General features: G+C 42.1%; 21 protein-coding genes and 1 tRNA gene. 9 read left to right on the forward strand and 13 right to left on the reverse strand.

Annotated features, from left to right (window positions below; genetic code table 11):
• Positions 1 to 14: 14 nt before the first annotated feature.
• From BLQ53_RS08780 to BLQ53_RS08810, 7 genes are all read right to left on the reverse strand, one after another.
• Entirely contained in the window at positions 15 to 437 is a 423-nt protein-coding gene (locus tag BLQ53_RS08780) for a GNAT family N-acetyltransferase (protein ID WP_093726937.1), read from the reverse strand.
• 2 nt (positions 438 to 439) lie between these two features.
• Positions 440 to 952, reverse strand: coding sequence for a 2'-5' RNA ligase family protein (locus BLQ53_RS08785; RefSeq protein ID WP_170829628.1), 513 nt, complete (start codon positions 950 to 952; stop codon positions 440 to 442).
• Positions 953 to 1,050: 98 nt separating this feature from the next.
• Positions 1,051 to 1,776 carry an alpha/beta hydrolase gene (locus BLQ53_RS08790; protein WP_093726939.1) on the reverse strand — a complete coding sequence of 242 codons (726 nt, stop codon included), beginning with the start codon at positions 1,774 to 1,776 and terminating at the stop codon, positions 1,051 to 1,053.
• A 94-nt stretch (positions 1,777 to 1,870) separates the two neighbouring features.
• Positions 1,871 to 2,734, reverse strand: coding sequence for a metal ABC transporter permease (locus BLQ53_RS08795; protein WP_093726940.1), 864 nt, complete (start codon positions 2,732 to 2,734; stop codon positions 1,871 to 1,873).
• Positions 2,731 to 3,639: a metal ABC transporter permease gene (locus BLQ53_RS08800; protein WP_093726941.1), complete on the reverse strand. Its 909-nt coding sequence runs from the start codon at positions 3,637 to 3,639 to the stop codon at positions 2,731 to 2,733. The genes BLQ53_RS08795 and BLQ53_RS08800 overlap by 4 nt, the downstream gene beginning before the upstream one ends.
• A 4-nt stretch (positions 3,640 to 3,643) precedes the next feature.
• Positions 3,644 to 4,390 carry a metal ABC transporter ATP-binding protein gene (locus tag BLQ53_RS08805; protein ID WP_093726942.1) on the reverse strand — a complete coding sequence of 249 codons (747 nt, stop codon included), beginning with the start codon at positions 4,388 to 4,390 and terminating at the stop codon, positions 3,644 to 3,646.
• A gap of 11 nt (positions 4,391 to 4,401) precedes the next feature.
• Positions 4,402 to 5,343, reverse strand: coding sequence for a metal ABC transporter solute-binding protein, Zn/Mn family (locus BLQ53_RS08810; RefSeq protein ID WP_093726943.1), 942 nt, complete (start codon positions 5,341 to 5,343; stop codon positions 4,402 to 4,404).
• Between the two features lie 200 nt (positions 5,344 to 5,543).
• Here BLQ53_RS08810 and BLQ53_RS08815 point away from each other — a divergent pair, with 200 nt between their 5' ends.
• Both BLQ53_RS08815 and fosX read left to right on the forward strand, forming a co-directional pair.
• Positions 5,544 to 6,155, forward strand: coding sequence for an HD domain-containing protein (locus tag BLQ53_RS08815; RefSeq protein WP_093726944.1), 612 nt, complete (start codon positions 5,544 to 5,546; stop codon positions 6,153 to 6,155).
• Positions 6,152 to 6,562, forward strand: coding sequence for a FosX/FosE/FosI family fosfomycin resistance hydrolase (gene fosX / locus BLQ53_RS08820; protein WP_093726945.1), 411 nt, complete (start codon positions 6,152 to 6,154; stop codon positions 6,560 to 6,562). The genes BLQ53_RS08815 and fosX overlap by 4 nt, the downstream gene beginning before the upstream one ends.
• A 7-nt stretch (positions 6,563 to 6,569) precedes the next feature.
• Here the strand turns inward: fosX and BLQ53_RS08825 are convergent, their stop codons facing one another.
• From BLQ53_RS08825 to BLQ53_RS08850, 6 genes are all read right to left on the reverse strand, one after another.
• Positions 6,570 to 7,439 (reverse strand): polysaccharide deacetylase family protein, encoded by an 870-nt coding sequence (locus BLQ53_RS08825; protein ID WP_093726946.1) that lies wholly within the window; start codon positions 7,437 to 7,439, stop codon positions 6,570 to 6,572.
• Positions 7,436 to 7,885, reverse strand: a complete 450-nt coding sequence (pgaD, locus tag BLQ53_RS08830) for a poly-beta-1,6-N-acetyl-D-glucosamine biosynthesis protein PgaD (RefSeq protein WP_244499305.1) — start codon at positions 7,883 to 7,885, stop codon at positions 7,436 to 7,438. Before pgaD ends, BLQ53_RS08825 begins: the two co-directional genes overlap by 4 nt.
• The gene (gene pgaC, locus BLQ53_RS08835) at positions 7,846 to 9,096 is read right to left on the reverse strand and encodes a poly-beta-1,6-N-acetyl-D-glucosamine synthase (RefSeq protein WP_093726947.1); all 1,251 of its coding nucleotides are present in this window, start codon (positions 9,094 to 9,096) and stop codon (positions 7,846 to 7,848) included. The genes pgaD and pgaC overlap by 40 nt, the downstream gene beginning before the upstream one ends.
• A gap of 227 nt (positions 9,097 to 9,323) precedes the next feature.
• Positions 9,324 to 9,755 carry a hypothetical protein gene (locus tag BLQ53_RS08840; protein WP_093726948.1) on the reverse strand — a complete coding sequence of 144 codons (432 nt, stop codon included), beginning with the start codon at positions 9,753 to 9,755 and terminating at the stop codon, positions 9,324 to 9,326.
• Positions 9,756 to 9,869: 114 nt separating this feature from the next.
• Positions 9,870 to 11,303, reverse strand: coding sequence for an MDR family MFS transporter (locus BLQ53_RS08845; RefSeq protein WP_093726949.1), 1,434 nt, complete (start codon positions 11,301 to 11,303; stop codon positions 9,870 to 9,872).
• An 11-nt stretch (positions 11,304 to 11,314) separates the two neighbouring features.
• Positions 11,315 to 12,169 carry a TetR/AcrR family transcriptional regulator gene (locus BLQ53_RS08850; protein WP_093726950.1) on the reverse strand — a complete coding sequence of 285 codons (855 nt, stop codon included), beginning with the start codon at positions 12,167 to 12,169 and terminating at the stop codon, positions 11,315 to 11,317.
• 186 nt (positions 12,170 to 12,355) lie between these two features.
• Between BLQ53_RS08850 and BLQ53_RS08855 the strand changes: the two genes are divergently transcribed.
• The 7 genes from BLQ53_RS08855 to BLQ53_RS08885 all read left to right on the forward strand — a co-directional run bounded on the left by BLQ53_RS08855 (position 12,356) and on the right by BLQ53_RS08885 (position 17,028).
• Positions 12,356 to 12,428 (forward strand) — tRNA-Val (locus BLQ53_RS08855).
• 121 nt (positions 12,429 to 12,549) lie between these two features.
• Positions 12,550 to 13,467 carry a tyrosine-type recombinase/integrase gene (locus BLQ53_RS08860; protein ID WP_093726951.1) on the forward strand — a complete coding sequence of 306 codons (918 nt, stop codon included), beginning with the start codon at positions 12,550 to 12,552 and terminating at the stop codon, positions 13,465 to 13,467.
• Positions 13,468 to 13,902: 435 nt separating this feature from the next.
• Positions 13,903 to 14,679 (forward strand): hypothetical protein, encoded by a 777-nt coding sequence (locus tag BLQ53_RS08865; RefSeq protein ID WP_093726952.1) that lies wholly within the window; start codon positions 13,903 to 13,905, stop codon positions 14,677 to 14,679.
• Between the two features lie 984 nt (positions 14,680 to 15,663).
• Complete coding sequence (locus BLQ53_RS08870) at positions 15,664 to 15,882, forward strand: BhlA/UviB family holin-like peptide (protein ID WP_093726953.1); 219 nt, start codon at positions 15,664 to 15,666, stop codon at positions 15,880 to 15,882.
• A 2-nt stretch (positions 15,883 to 15,884) separates the two neighbouring features.
• Positions 15,885 to 16,301 carry a hypothetical protein gene (locus BLQ53_RS08875; protein WP_093726954.1) on the forward strand — a complete coding sequence of 139 codons (417 nt, stop codon included), beginning with the start codon at positions 15,885 to 15,887 and terminating at the stop codon, positions 16,299 to 16,301.
• A gap of 8 nt (positions 16,302 to 16,309) precedes the next feature.
• Positions 16,310 to 16,756 (forward strand): hypothetical protein, encoded by a 447-nt coding sequence (locus BLQ53_RS08880; protein WP_093726955.1) that lies wholly within the window; start codon positions 16,310 to 16,312, stop codon positions 16,754 to 16,756.
• The gene (locus BLQ53_RS08885) at positions 16,753 to 17,028 is read left to right on the forward strand and encodes a hypothetical protein (RefSeq protein WP_093726956.1); all 276 of its coding nucleotides are present in this window, start codon (positions 16,753 to 16,755) and stop codon (positions 17,026 to 17,028) included. The genes BLQ53_RS08880 and BLQ53_RS08885 overlap by 4 nt, the downstream gene beginning before the upstream one ends.
• The last annotated feature ends 5 nt before the right edge of the window (positions 17,029 to 17,033 follow it).

Raw genomic sequence — 17,033 nt, forward strand, 5'->3', positions numbered from 1 at the left:
CCATCAAGGGAGCCTCATAGTTGTTTTGTCATTGTCTTATGCGGAATGCCAGCATCCATGAACTCTTCGGAAACGACTGTATAACCTAATCGTTCATAGAAAGGGATTGCGCGGGTCTGTGCATTCAGCTTTGCTTTTTGCATACCGTGCTTTTTGGCTTCTTCTTCCATGGCCCACATCAGCTTATGTCCGAATTGCTTGCCTCGGAATTCCTTCCGTATACATATGCGTTCCATTTTGGCATAGCCATCGACAAGTCGCATTCTGCCTGCTGCACCAGGAACATCGTCCTCATATCCGACGAAATGGATACTTTCATTCTCCAGCTCATCAATTTCAAGGTCTGCAGGTACTTTTTGTTCCTCAACGAATACTAGTGTTCTTACTTGGAAAGCATCTTGTTGTTGGATGCTGTTTTCTGCTACGATTATGTCCATTTTTATTCTTCACCTAATGTAAAAGTTTCTTTCACAATCCATTTCTCGTCTTCTTGCTGCTCGAGCAAATGAAATTGTGCAGCTTGTTCTTCATATTGGAATTGCTTCAGCTTCAACGTTCCATACAAGTCAGCGTATTCCCCATTTGATAGATTCTGTGCAATCGTAATATGGGGGATGAATGCATATTCTTTTTCACCATCGAAAAACCCGTGGTATAACTTCTCGTGCAATGTTTTAAGCTGCTCGGAAGGAGACACCTTGAAGTAAAGTGTATTGTGAGCGGGTGCAAACGTACTTACTTTCTCTATTTTGTAAGAAAAAGGAGCTGTTTCGCGTGCAATCCGTTTCAGCTCACTCACTGCGTCGATCAGTTCTTCTGCATCCAATGTAAATGGCTGTCTCACCTTCATATGCGGTTTGATGAGAGCGTAAGCGGAATCGAATCTTTTGCGGTACGAATTGGCCTCTTGCTGAACTTGATTAGATGGGAAAATAGCTATCGTGTAGTTCATCTTAAAGTACCTCCAATTAAGAATGAATAGCATGCGTATCGTTTGCTTTCTGTCCTTTATTATACCAGAGATAGTGCGAACTGTATGCGTCCGGCATATCAGCCGAAAACGTCTGTCAATACCCGTTTCATATCACGCTGCCAATACTTCCACGTATGGTCCGCATCCTCCAATTCCCGGTACGTATAGTCCATAGTCTTTGATTGGAAGTATTCCTGTAAGCTGCGATTCGGTTCCACAAAATCCATCTCTTTACCGAAGGAAGTAGGAACAGAAGTCTCATTCGTTCCAATCGTGTGATAAATGGACAGACTATCCAGCTGCTTGGCATCACGTACTTCACGCATGACAGTTTCATCCACCAATGGGGACTGCATCACAACGCCGCCAAAAGTATGGGGAAAACGAAGGGCGGCAACTAAAGAGAGAGTGCCAGCGAGGGAATCGCCCATCAATGTCCTGGTCGCACCCATATGTAATGTCGGCAGATCATCTTCCAGTACTGGCAGTACTTCATGCAATAAGAACTGCAGAAACGCTTCATGTTTCTTCCCATCAGGATGATATTTATCAATCCGGTCATAACGATCGCGGTAGTGAATTCCGGCAAAAACCGTATTTTTAATCTGACTGTCACTATGCAGCTGATCACTTAATGTCGCTATGCGCCCCATTTGGAAATAGTCATTTCCATCCTGCATGATGCATAGCTGATATTTATACAGGGGAGAGAAGGACTCCGGCTTATACCAGCGCAATTCCAGACGCTCATCCAAATAGATGCTGTCGATCATGGCGCTTTCCATCTTACCATTTCGTTTCATCTGCTAAACCTCGCTTTTTGAAAGGGTTGTGATGTCATTTTAACATGAATGGAAGGAAGCGGAAGAAAAAAAGCAAATGGCAGCAGCCATTTGCTTAGGAGGCAGTGATGAGGAATCGGCGCAATAAACTATAACGCGGTGAAAAAATCCAAGTCAGCAAAAACAGAATACCGCTTGCTGTACTCATGGAGCCGGCAATCGAAACATCGAACAAGAGCGCTCCATAATAACCTATTATGGCACTTGATATCCCGAACAAGCAGCTGTAAAGAAGCATCATCGACAAGCGATCGGTCAGCAAGTAAGCACAAGAGCCTGGCACCACGAGCATACTGACGACAAGGATGGCGCCGACAGCGTCAAATGAACCGACGGCTGTGATGGAAACAAGTCCCATCAGCAAATAATGAATCAAGGTGACCGGCAGGCCGAGCGTCAATGCAAGTGCTGCATCGAAGGAAGTAAGTTTCAATTCCTTATAGAAAAGCAGGATGATGAGCAAAGCAAAGATAGTGATGCATAATAACATTGCTGTCGCTTTCGGTATCTCGAAACCAAGTATGTTTTGCGTATTCCATGGAATGAAGGCGATCTCTCCCATGAGCGCATGCTCGACATCCAAATGGACATCCCTTGCAAATAACGAAATAAGGATGACGCCGATAGCAAAGAAGGTCGTGAACACGATCCCGATACTGGCATCTTCCTGGACCCCGGCGTTATGAAGGGATTGGATGGCGAATGTTGTGACGAAACCGATGACTGTTGCACCGATCAGCATGTATATACCGTTAAGACTGTTAGCGATAAGAAAAGCGAGCACTATTCCGAGCAGTATGCTATGACTGATTGCATCGGCAAGCATCGTCATCCGACGGACAATAAGGAAGCAGCCAACCATGCCGCAGCTGATGCCGACGAGACAAGCAGTCAGCAAAATCCAGCCTTCGTAAGTCATATCCCTTCCCCCTTTAAGCGTTCCGTGCGAATGCGATGTGCCGTCAGTTTTTGGATAAGTCCGCGCTTTATGCCAAAAGTGAAAGATACGACAAAACAGCCGGCCGCGGTTACAACGATTAGCGGGCCAGTTGCCAAGCCGGTGCTGATCGTACTGATCAGAGCACCGGCAATGCCCGAGCAAGCCCCGATTCCACCAGCAATGATCACCATCAAGCTGAGGCGATCTGTCCAATACCTGGCACTGATCGCGGGAATGATGAGCAAAGCTGCCATAAGGATCACACCGACAGCCTGGATGCCGATCACGACTGTTACGACAAGCAGGGTGGAAAAGAGCGTCTCGAGCATGCCGACTGGCAATCCGCTGTTTTTAGCGAAGTCGGGATCGAATATCAGCAGCTTCCATTCTTTGAATAGAAGGAATGCAATAAGGATCAAGCCTCCCGCCACACCAGCCATCGTATACACATCATTTCGTGTCATGGCAGCTGCCTGACCGAAAATGAAGTTATCCAGACCGCTCTTATTGCCATCTGCCTGCCGAGTGATCCGAGTCAGCAGGACAATGCCCATTCCGAAGAAAACACTCAGTACCATACAAATGGCCGCATCTTTTTTTATCCGCGTCGTTGCGGTGATCAACTGAATCAAATAAGTTGCCAAAAGACCAGTAGCCGTAGCGCCTATCAAGAGGATCAGGAGCTGCTTTTCGCCTATGAACAGATAGGCGATACAGATGCCCGGCAGTGCTGCATGCGCTACTGCGTCACCAATCAGGCTTTGTTTTTTTAGCAGGGCGAAGCTTCCAAGGACGCCGCTGGCAATCCCAAGCAGCATCGTGCTGAGGACGACCCACTGGGTATTGGGCTGATGCAGCAGACTACTCCACATTTCCTGTATCATGTCATCACCCGCTTCTCTGTTCGCCGGGAGCTGTGAAGAATGCCAGCGTACCGCCATATGTTTTTTGCAGCAATTCTTTAGTAAAAACTTCCTCGGTCGGACCGTTCGCAATGACGGTCCGATTTAGAAGAAGTGTGTGGTCGAAGTATTCCGGAACCGTTTGAAGATCGTGGTGGACGACAATGACAGTCTTGCCTTTTTGCTTCAATTCCCGAAGCAAATCAATAATCGCTTTTTCGGTCTTGGCATCCACTCCGACGAATGGTTCATCCATGAAATAAACCTCCGCATCCTGGACGAGGGCCCGCGCCAGGAATACGCGCTGCTGCTGCCCGCCGGAAAGCTGCCGGATCTGTCTGTCCGCATATTCTTCCATGCCAAGCTTTTGCAGTGCTTCTTTCGCCATCGCGATATCTTGCTTGGATGGCCGCTTGAACCAGCCGATGTGGCCATAACGCCCCATCAAGATGACATCCAGCGCATTCGTGGGAAAGTCCCAATCAACCGATCCTCGCTGCGGTACATAGCCTACAATCCGATTTTTCGGATTATAAGGCTTTCCAAGTATAGAGATCTCTCCGGAAGAACGTTTCAGCATACCGAGTACAGCCTTGATCAAAGTTGATTTTCCGGCACCGTTCGGACCGACAATGGCCGTCAGGCTTTCCTTGGGAATGGTCATATCAACCTGTTCCAGTACGGCTTTCCTATCATAAGCGACATGTAGATTCCTTACTTCCAGTGCATCCATTTGATATCCTCCTACTTCAAAGCTTCTACAATGGTGTCGACATTGTGTCGGTACATACCGACATAGGTACCTTCTTCTGTTCCTTCCTCTCCCATGGCATCAGAATAGAGTTCGCCGCCGATTTTGACATCATGGCCAGCTTCTTTGGCGCCATCAATCACAGCATTGATCGATTTTTCGGATACACTCGACTCCACAAACACAGCACCGACTTTTCGCTCCGTCAACGTATCAACCAATCTCTGAATGTCTGCTAAACCGAATTCAGAGTCGGTTGATAATCCTTGCAATCCCATTACTTCCATATCATAAGCCTCGCCGAAGTAACTAAAGGCGTCATGTGCAGTCACAAGGACGCGCTGTTCTTCCGGAATGGAAGTCATTTGCTTCTCAGCATAGCTCTCCAGCTCATCCAGCTTCTCGAAATAAGCGGCTTCATTCGCTTCGTAATCTGCTTTATTATTTGGATCTTCTTTTATGAAAGTATCCGTAATATTACCGATGGCATCTTTCCAGATGGCGATATCAAACCAAATATGAGGGTCTGAAAGGCTGGCATCCTCAGCATCTGACAACAGCAGGGAACTATCAACAGCGTCACCGATTGCTACCGTAGGTGTTTCTTTTTGCATATTTTCAAAGACTTCAAGCATCTGACCTTCCAAGTGCAGTCCGTTGTAAAAGATTACATCCGCATCCTGCAGTTTTTTGATATCACTCTGCGTTGCTTCGTACAAATGGGGATCGATACCCGGCCCCATCAGACTTTCAACTTCCACGTGATCGCCGCCAATCTGTACCGCAGCATCCGCAATTTGAGCGATTGTCGTTGTAACTTGTAATGTATCCCCCTCAGTACCGGAACCAGAACCAGAAGCAGAATCGGAAGCACCGCAGCCAGCCAGCAAAAACACAACTAACAAGGGAGAAACGAAAGAAAATAGATTTTTCATGTAAGACACTCCTTTTCGGTAAATTAAAATACTTAGGCAAATACATATGTTTTTCCTTAGTGCAAAATTATAGTATGTGCGTGGGAAAGTCAAGTGCATATCAGCAAAAAATAATCGTTAGAGAAAGTAATTTTACCCAGGGCAAAAAACGACATATTTCACATGAAAAATATGGTAAAATGGTGGAGGGGGTGATATCAATGGAAAATTTGAATGGAATCATGCAAGTTTTGAAGCTTGCCGAGAAGCTTAAATATGAGATGAGGCACAGCTGGATGTCCACTGGCAGACAGGAGAGTGTCGCAGAGCATACGTGGCGTGTAGGTTTGATGGCTGTACTGTTGGAACCATACATAGAAGAAAAATTAGAGATGTCAAAATTGCTGAAGATGATCATGATCCACGATCTTGTCGAAGCAGAGGCAAAAGACATACCGGCATTTGATACGCTTTACGACGCAGAAAGAAAAGAACAGAAGCGTCTGGCAGAGGAAAAAGCAATGCATAATATCCGAGCGATGCTGGCAGAAGGGCCGGGGAAAGAACTGCAGGCACTTTGGCTCGAATTCGAAGCGAAAGAAACATTCGAAGCAAAAGTAGCCAATGCCTTGGATAAGCTGGAAGCGCAGCTGCAGCATAACGAAGCATCGATGGATACATGGCTAGAAATAGAAAAGGAAATGATCTATTTGTTAAAACCGCATACCGAATTCCATCCAGTACTTGAGGAGCTGCGGCAAATGATCGTTGCAGAGGCAGAAGATAAATTGAGAGCGAATGGTTTTGGCCAAACTGCAGGGCTTACAAAGTGATCAAGGGGATAAGCCATATCACTTTTGTTGTCAGGGATCTCAAGCGAACTTCTGACCTTTTCAAAGAAGTCTTGGATGCAGAAGAAGTATACGACAGCGGCGATGAAAGCCATTCCTTATATCCTGAGAAATTCTTCCTGATTGGTGGACAATGGATTGCTGTCATGCAAGCAGAGGAAATTGTGAAACGGACATATCACCATGTTGCATTTGAAGTGAATGTTGCAGATTTTGAAATGTACAAAGATAGGATAGAAAAAGCAGGTCTGGAAATAAGGCCATCACGCACCCGGATTTCCGGTGAAGGGATGTCCATTTACTTTTATGATTATGATCATAATCTTTTTGAACTGCATGCGGGAACATTGCAAGAACGGCTGAAATCATACCAAAAGGGTGAAGCTTGATTTAGCTTCACCCTTTTTCCTGATTCTCCAAGTAAGGCAATATAATAGTTTCAAATGTGTCTGGATTGGTGACAATCCGATTCACATAATAGGCATCATCTTTCGGTGTGATGGACTGCGGTGCAAGAATGGCAGCTTGTTCAAAGCCAGCATCTTTGACAATTTTAGCAACCTTGTCGTTCGTATTTCCATACGGATAAGCGAAAGTGACAGGATCGATAGCCAAATGTTCTTTGATAGCGGTTTTGCTTTTTTCTAAGTCCTTGGCGAAATCATCCACATTATCATCATTCAGGAACAAAGGCTTGTCTGCTTCCAGTCGATGCATATCATAGGTATGTGAACCGATTGTCGCCAGGCCGCTATCCACCATTTCCTGCAGCTGCGGCCAGGTGGCCATCTGCAAATTCTGGAAGTCCCTATCACCGACATGTCCAGCTATAACATACAACGTAAAAGGTACATTTTCTCTTTCCAAAATCGGAAAAGCATTCTCATACACTGTGCGATCAATATCATCAAAATTGATCCACACGCAACGATACGGAAAAGTGCCTTCTTTTTGATAGCGGGTGATATCATCAGGTGTAACGAAGGTTGCATCCAAGCTTATCAGCTTTTTGAGCTGTGCTTCAAAGTCATCTGTATAGACGCTGTAGCGTGTTAATTCGTCGGAACGAGTGACGAAAGATACGGTTTTATTAAAAAGAGTCGGCCGCCTGATTCGATGGTAGTTCAGCCCAAGGCAGCCATCTTTGTTCAAGGCATGATCGACTTTTGTTTCTTCTGCCACATCAGCCTCGAATAAGTGAATGGCGCGGAATGTTATCAATCCTACAATCACCAAACCGACTAGAATCAGCAGAATCCTTCTCATTTTTCCAGATCCCTTACTGGATTTTTTTCGAATTCAATGTAATTACTCATTTGCAGCTTCTTGATCGTTTCGATAGGGATGAGATCGAGCATTTCCAAATCTTCCACGGTGGCAGGCTTGGGCTGCTTGCGGCGTGTCTTGCTACCGAAACGTTTTTTATTATACGTCCTCCAGAATATGAGGTAGAGGAGGAAGAATAGGAAAATGCATACGCCGGTCAGCATGAACGTCCGAACCTCGTTATTCGATGTTTTGAAGGCGATTTTTAAGATGCCGCTATATCGATCGTTCGTATCGAATAAAGCAGCAGCAAAAAACCAGACAACAAACAGACTATAAATCCAAATTAGCAATGTGAATAGAAGGCTGACGATAAAACGCGGCAAGGGCTGTTTTTCCAGGATGATTACTTGTTTCTGCCGATTCCGCGGTCTGGGCTTTTCCATGTCGCATAGCCTCCTTTATAACGTGATGCAATGGCGCGTGGAAATGCACGCATGACAACACTGGTATTGACGATCCAATAAATAGCCGGATACCAGGATGCCCACAAATAAAATCGTTTTACTTGGTCGTATTTTGAATCGATCTGTAATGAAATGAACAACTGAATCAGACTCATGAATACAAGCGCAAACGAAGTGAATGTAATCCAGATGAGCATTTCCTGGAAAGCTTCTGCAGTCAGCAGAAGTGTGACCGTGACAAACAGCCAAGCAAACGCCCAGAATGTACTGATCCATTGCTCTAAGTAAACGATCCAGATGCGGCGCTGATTCCAGTGGAACAATACGCGCCAATGCCTAAGCATGACTTCCTGACCGCCCTGCGCCCAGCGGACGCGCTGCTTCCAAATTCCCTTCAGACTCTCCGGTACAAGCATCCAGCACAGCGCTCGCGGCTCATAGCGAATATCCCAGAAACGCTGCTGCAGCTTCCAGCTGACAGCGATATCCTCGGTGATCATATCCCGGTCCCATAAACCGACATCCAAAAGCGCTCGCTTACGGTAGGCCACAACAACCCCCGAAACGGTCATAACTTTCCCGAGGATTCGCTGTGTCCGTTTAATCGCACCAATAATGGAAGAGTACTCCACAAGCTGCATCCGGCTCAGCAGTGTATTGCGGTTCCGGATGCGCGGATTACCGGTAACTGCACCAAGACGCTCTCCCTTATGCAGAAAATGATGGATCAAATAGTAAGGGGCATCATTATCAAGAATCGCATCCGAGTCCAAACAAAGCAAGAACTCGCCCCGGGCAGCATGTGCGCCAAGATGCAGCGCATTCGCTTTTCCCCGGTTCTCATATGACTGGATCACCCGAATGCTCAGATGTTCCCGGCTGAGCCGTTTCAGTATGGCAGCCGTATCGTCCTTGCTGCCATCATTTATCAAAATGATCTCTTTCTTTGGATAATCCAGCCTCAGCAGATTATCCAATGTTTCTTCAATTGTATCTTGCTCATTATAACAAGGGACCAAAAAACTGATCAGAGGCCAATCGACCTTTTCAAAATCAATTTTTTGGTCTTTATCACGAAACCAAATATAGACAAGCGTACCAGCAATCCAAAACAGCGACATGATAAACGGGTACCAAAAGACGAAACTAGCGATGCCGTTCAGCCATGATACGAAAACTTCATCAAACATGTACTTGCCCACCTTAATGTATTTTGCGCTATCAAAGTATAATAGATTGCTTGAAAAAAGGCACGAGGAATTTCGTGGTTAAATATTGGGGATTTTACTACAGATAGGCAATTAAAGCAGCTATTTATTATTGAATCTGCAGAACGGGAATAGAGAGGTAGTCAATAGGATTTGTAACATAAAAACAAATCGCCCGGCAGCTGCCGGGCGATCGCTTTCTTAGATAACTAAGGATGTGTAATCTCAATTGCATCATTTTCAGGAGTCAAAAAGTTATCTTTTGCTGAGGCCATGCCGTAATCGAGTTTAACCTTAGCATATTCAAAAGAGCCGTCTTCTTTCACAACTACTAAGAGCTCTATATCATCCCTCAACGACATATCCACTGGGTCATGAAACTTTACGCCAAGTTTTTTCTTCATATCTGCTTCATCTGAATAAGGATGGAAGAAATAAGCTCTTTTCCAGTTATATGTAATAAGATCTCCTAAGGATATGGAATTACTGTGGGCTTCCTTTATTTTTTCATTCAAGCTGACTTCCAGATTATTATCATGTTTGACATAGAAGTAGGGCTGGAAAACATAAACAAGAATTCCCGCAATGAGAAGAATCCCCCCGATGATAACGATAATTTTCCTTTTCTTAACGATAAACATCAACCTCTCTTTTACAGAATCTTCCTATTATAGCAAAAACATATGGATTTTTGTCAAAAAAACAGAACACACCATAACCATTGGCATGTTCTGTCTAATTTTATATGCTACTTTTTAATTTTCCATACCGAGCTTTTTGGCTGTCGCTCTTTTGCTGCCGGTATCATTTTTCCTTCTCAAGAAAAAGGCCATGATCAAACCAATTGCTGATAGAATGACTGCTGCAAGGAACGCAGCGTCCATACCAGTCACCTGCGCATCGGCAGGATTTGTGAAATCACCATATTTGATCGTATTCGTCATGACGGTGATCAAAATTGCTGTACCGATCGAACCACCGACTTGGCGGAATGTGTTGTTCATCGCCGTCGCGTGCGGGATCAAGTGGTTTGGTAAAGCATTGATTCCGGCGGTCGTGAGCGGCATCATGACGAGCGCTGTACCGGCCATACGCAGTGCATAGATAATCACGATGAAGGAGAGGGACGTATCCAGTTCAAGGAAAGCAAACGGGATAGTCGTCACTGTCATCAAGAAGAAACCGACGATGGCAAGCAGCTTCGCGCCTATTTTATCAAATATCGCCCCGACGAATGGTGACAAGATACCCATCACAATCGCCCCTGGCAGCAGCATCAATCCGGAATGGAATGCACTCACATCACGCAGGTTTTGCGTATACAACGGCAGGATCGTTTCTGTCCCGATCATCAATCCGAAGACGAGCATTCCCATGATTGTCGTAATCGTGAAGGTGAAGTTCTTGAACACACGGAATTCCAGCAATGGTTTTTCGAGCTGAAGCTGTCTGATGATGAACATAATCAGTGACAGCGCACCCACGCCGAGTGTGCCCATGACTTCCCAATTGACCCAGCCGTTCGTACCAGCGGAGCTGAAGCCATATAAAATACCACCGAAACCGATTGAAGAGTAAACAACGGAAAGCACATCGATTTTGGATTCCTTCAATGTCGTGACATTTTTCAAAATGAAGATAGCCAAAACCAAATCGATCACAGCAACAGGGAAGACAATATAGAACAAGTAATGCCAAGAGAAACTGTCGACAATCCAGCCGCTAAGCGTAGGGCCGATTGCTGGAGCAAACGCGATGACAAGACCGAACATCCCCATCGCTGTGCCACGCTTTTCGGGCGGGAAGATCGTCAAAAAGACAGTCTGCATGAGCGGCATCATGATACCTGCTCCGATTGCCTGGATGATACGGGCTACAAGCAAAAGGCTGAACGTAGGTGCAACTGCTGCAACCAATGTCCCGATGCTGAAGGTTGCCATCGCGAACAGGAACAGCCTCCGCGTTGTATATTTCTCTATCAAGAATGCCGTTATTGGAATAAGAATCCCGTTTGTAAGCATGAATGCAGTTGTCAGCCATTGCCCTTGGTCAGCTGTGATATCGAAATCATTCATAATATGGGGCAAAGCTGTAACCAGTAATGTCTGGTTCAAAATCGTCACGAAAGCTCCGATGATGAAAATCGACACCGTCGCTTTTCGATTGATCTGAGCAGTTTGATTAGCCATTATAATCCTCCTTATAGCAGCAACCGAATGGCTCGGATACTTTCTTTTAATATGTTGTGTTGATCTAAATAAGTAAGCAGTGCATCAATCAGATAGGAAGCAGGTTCCTCTTTTGCTAGTTCCTTCCCTAGATGATCTACAGCCTCTGTCAGCGAACTATCCTGTAGATCGTTTGCTGTTATCTCATGGATTTGCAGCAAAATCGTATGCAGCAGCTTCTCTTTTCCCGGAGCTTCGGGCAAATCTGCGTGAAAATGAAGCTGGATGTGCTTCTCATTCAATAGAGGAGGGCGTGTCAGCTTATCAGCGATAATAACATCCATCACCAGCTTGATCTCGTGCGCAACTTCAGCCGGCTCACGCAAGATTGCACCATCTGCCATCATTTTTAGATACGGATTCAGCACCCCAAGCAGATTGAGCGTCATATCCCATTTGAAAGGTTCTATCTTCTTTCCATAAAGATTTAAAAGCATGTCCTGATGCCATTTAATAAGGATGCCGCGAACATTGTTCATATGCTGATAAAGACCTGACGATTCCTTGAATGGAGGAGAGAACATCAGCATTTGGATCAAATGCTTGTTTTCTCTGAAAGAATCAATCTCCATCACAATCTTCCGCTCAAAACGAATATCCGGGGTCAAGCTTTTATCTGCCTCAATCAAAGCAGCCTTATTCCTCAATTGCTCATGATTGTTTTTGATGAGCTCATTCAAAAGCTCCTCCTTGGAGCTGAACAGTTTGTAAATGGAAGCCTTCGATATCTTACAATCCTCCGCAATCGACTGCATCGACACCTGCTGGAATCCAAACTCCGCAAACTTCCGCTTCGCAACCATTAAAATTTCCGTTTTCCGATCCATCACATTCCCTCACTTAGAAAAACTAATGAGTTTTATAAAAACCCTCGGGTTACCTTTGCTACTATACGCCCCTTAAAATGGAAAGTCAATACACCTGTTTTATGTTACCCAAAATAACTTTACTTAAAAGCGTTGACAAACTTTATGTTATTTAATAGAATAATACAAGACGTTACATTACATATTGATTCCGTAGCTCAGCTGGGAGAGCACTACCTTGACAGGGTAGGGGTCGCTGGTTCAAGTCCAGTCGGAATCACTAACCGCTTTATATCAACGTTTGTTGGTACAAATTGAATGAATGAAGGGTAGTGGTTGTAGTAACAATCGCTATCAAAAATTAAGACCATTTCACAAATTCCATTGTGAGGTGGTCTTTTTTGTTGCTCAAATTTGCTTTACAGGAGTTTTATGATGACAGGGATTATAAGAATATCTCTCAAAACACCATTGATAACTACAAAGAAATACTCAAGCAGTTTGAAACATACTGCTTTGAGCATGAAATTGTTGATGTAAACGATATTTCTAAGTCAACTGTCATGGGATATTTAACAGAATGTAAAAGGAAAGGCAATAACGCAACTACCACTAATAGCAAGTTGCAGAGGATACGTGCCTTTCTAAATTATCTTGTGGAAGAAGAGATTATTAAAGACAATCCTTCCAACAAGATTAAGAAAGCACAAGAGGATATAAAAATAGAAGTGTTTTCTGATTATCACATCAAACAGATGCTTAATTATTATAGAAGGTTGAAGCAAAGGGATAAGTCCTTCTACGCCTATCGGGACTATACAATGATCGTTACTTTCCTCTCTAGTGGTATCAGGCGTACTGAATTAACCAATTTAAAATGGTCTGATTTTGACGTTACAAATGCCCGACTTAGAATCTTTGGCAAATCAAGAAAGCATGAAGTAATTCCAATTACAGACAAATTGATCAGAGAATTATCTTCTTACAAATTATACTGTCAGCAAAATTTTGGTGAGCATAACTTGAACGAATATATCTTCACTAATAGAGAAAACAAGAAACTAACTACTAACGCTGTACAGAATATCTTTAAACGACTGGCTAAAGTAATGAATTTCAAAGATGTAAGGGTAAGCAGCCATACTTTTCGGCATACGTTCTGCCAGAAGTGTATACAGGCCGGTATGTCTACATTTGCTATTCAGAAATTAATGAGACACAGCAGTATCTCCGTAACAGAAAGATACGCTGCAATGTGGGGCAATGATCTGAAGGAGCAGAACGATAAATTTAATCCTATCAATAGTATTGATGTTTAAGGATTAAGACGTATTAGAAACCTTCAAATAATCTAGTGATAACAAGGGTTGCAGAATTTTTGAGTAAAGCGGGATAGGTGAAAGGGTATGTCCAAGTTTAGAAAACTTCAACTAATCCAGTATTGACAAGGGATACAGAATTTTAGTGTTCGAGTGAATATGTGGTAGAGAAGTATTTTTAGAATTCTTACCAACCTCTAACCCCTAGATTTCCTTGTTGTAAAGGGAGTTACAAAAGATTAGCGTTCAAATGAATATGTGATAAAAAATATAAAATCAAAAAGAAAAAGCCGAGCATAAGGGACTGCAATCCCTGCTCGACTTGTGGCGTACTAAGCCAGTCAAATGTTACGTATATCATAGCCGAATTTTAAAAAATAGGCAAGTGATAGGCTTATTTAAGTGCGCCCTTTTTTCTAAAAGGGAGAATCTAATATGCAGCAAAGCAACCTTACTAATTTCAAAAGTTATAGCCAGTTTAAAACGCTAAAACAATTTAACTCATCGAATGAACAATATTTTGTTGATATAATAAAGGATAAGTTGCTTTCTAAATCGGAGATCATTGCATTAAAGGCACTCATACGCCATTGTGCAACTGTGTTTGGTGTGTCTAATGCTAGACAATGCAAGATTGTCTCAAGCACTCATAAGGACGGTATAGGCATATCTCTATCTACTTTTAAACGTGCTATCAATAAAGCAAAGAAGATAGGTATGCTAAATGTACATGCTCTTTCACGTAAAAATGGCAGTCAATCATCCAACTTGTACGTTTTCAATCCGTATCCTCAAAAACAAAAAGAACGAGTCAACAAAAGAAAGTTGACCTACCAAAATAATACTAATAATCTTTTAAATCTATCAAACTTAAAAGATAAAAAACGTAACCAACCTATTTTGCTAGCAGCATTAATTAGTGATCGAGTACCAAGAGAATTTGCCAACTTAGCCAAATCATTTTTTACAGATGGTAAGTACATCGAATGTCTATGGTCAAAAGTTGAGGTAGCAGCATATAGAAATTTATTTGAAGAAGATAGGAATATACAACTCCAAACGTCCTTATCTGCCCTTAAACAAGCAGTAAGAGGGAAGAAATTAGGTTTTATTAAGACTACATTTGTTCAATATTTTTATGGAGTATTGGAGAAGAAGTTCAATGAATTGGCTGTCCTTGAACAGTTGAGGATTTATAATTTAGGAAAATAGAAAACGCATTAAACTCCTACAAAATTAACATTCTTCATAAATTTCAAAAACACATAATTGCTGTAAGTGTTGATATTACTGGATAAATGAGTGATTTTCCTTAATGCTCGTTAAAGGAAGAATAAGAGTAGAAAAAATGAAACGCTTTGGAATTGCTATAAACCTTGATAAATCAACATTCTCTAATAAATTTCAAATTAAGGGAAGTCTTATATTCATTGATTTGAAGCCATTTATAACACTTTTTCCTTAATACTCGTTAAAGGAAGAAAAGTGAGAGCAAGACAAAATGACGGTTTTTAAATCTCCTATAACCATTGGTACTATGTAATATTTATACCAATGAGTCCGTTTTTGTAAGAGGAAGATGATACTAGCGGTTTAGAAACAACCTTAATTCCAATAGCAATAAGGCTTACAGTGTTTTTGCGTTCAATTGAATATGTGATAGATATTTATAAGCACAAAAATGACTAAATAAACACTAGCGGTTTAGACAAATTCTACAACCCTTGATACTATGTGATTTTTTGACCACCTTATCCGTTTTTGTATATGGAAAGATATAATTAGGAAAGCAGAGACACCTTATAAAACTAACTGGGACAAGGGATACAGCATTTGACCGTTCAATTGAATATATGATAAAGAAACGTGGACACAAAAATAAGATAAAAAAAGGCTATGCAATAACAATTTTGGATTATCGAGTCCGATTTTGTACATGGAAGAAGATGAAATAAATATCGTCATAAAGCATGAGCATCTTTCAAATACAGTAACAGCAAGGTATTTGAGGAATTAGCGTTTAAATGAATATATGATAGAGAGTTATCAGTCGTTTTAATCATCTGATCAAACAGGTTATTAAAAGGGTTGATAAACCCATCTTGACTTCTATTTTTCGGTGTAGTCCTAGTGGCTACTCTATTTTTTTGCTCATAATTATTAATTTATATAATTCCATAAAGGGAGGTGATTAAAATGGATTTAACGACTATTCCATTGGATACGTGGGTTGGACAAGGTATTTTCTGTGTCCTATTTGTTTGGATGCTGATGACTACAATGAAGGAATCCCGTCAACGAGAGGATAAATTGCTGAATCAAATCGAGAAACAAAATGCTGCACAAGAGAAGATAGTCAGTTCATTGGAAAGATTAGAGTTGCAGATACAGGATATTAAGAATGGAGGGAATTAATATTGGCTCAGATTAAAGATGTGGCATACCAAGATTTAAGAAAGTACATACAAAATAACTGGAAATACATAGCATTGCAAAATGAGAATGGTACAGAAGTTATCAGATTATCTCCAACGGATAATAGGGTGCAATGGATACATGATGTAACAACTGGCGAACCAGAATATGACGATTATGACAATCCCATCCCTGGCACTGGCACAACGATCATTACAACTAACATTTTAAAACTGCAAATTGTTTTGAGTGGATCTGATTCGGAAATCAATAATGGTACAACAGTTGCGCAAACTGCTATCTATAATGTTGCGGTTGGTGGAGAACCATTCACTCAAGAAGTGTTTGAACCATTTACCTTCGGAAGTGACCAAGACAAACTGACAGTTGTGCATGAAATCCTTGTACCTACCTTGTAGGTGATTGTATGGAGAGTATAAGAACAGTATCCTCGTTTGCAAATGTTATTAGTGTAAGTGTTCAATTAATTACACCGAAACTTCCCCAAAACACTCCAATAACGGCTAGTTCCACTGTATTACGTATTCATGGCAATACATCAAACAAAAAGGTATTAAATAAGGTTGTTCAAACAAGTATAGTCAACATTACATCAAATGTTAGAGCAATTCCTCTTAAGTTAAATGACGGTGCTAAAAGTATAACATCTTCCCTAAATAGCATTTCTTCAAGTATAAGAATGACTAAAACAAAAGGAATAAATGTAGAAAGTTATATAAACGTCATAGAGGGGTCTGCGAGGGTGGATGTTTACCAGAGGATAAATCCCCTTAGGGTAGAGTTGGAATCCATCCAGAATGTCTCTATGGCTTTCATTGTGGTTGGGAGTAGTTATGTGGAGGTGATGGAATGATTCAGGGGGACACTATTAGATTAAAAGTTCATTTTAAGGATTTTAATAATAAGTCAGTTGATCCATCATCTGTACTTCTTAGTATCTATGATACTAATAAAAAACAAATAGAACAAATACCTATTGAGGACACGAACAGAGAAGATGTTGGTGTCTTTTTCTATGATTACGCACCTGCCACTGAATTGACTGGATTCTTTTTTGAGTTTAGTGGCAGGCACAATAATATGCCGATTCTCGCAAGAGATGAAGTGAAAATTAACTTTAATTAAAAGGA

Source organism: Terribacillus halophilus, from assembly GCF_900101385.1.
GTDB classification, from domain to species: domain Bacteria; phylum Bacillota; class Bacilli; order Bacillales; family Amphibacillaceae; genus Terribacillus; species Terribacillus halophilus.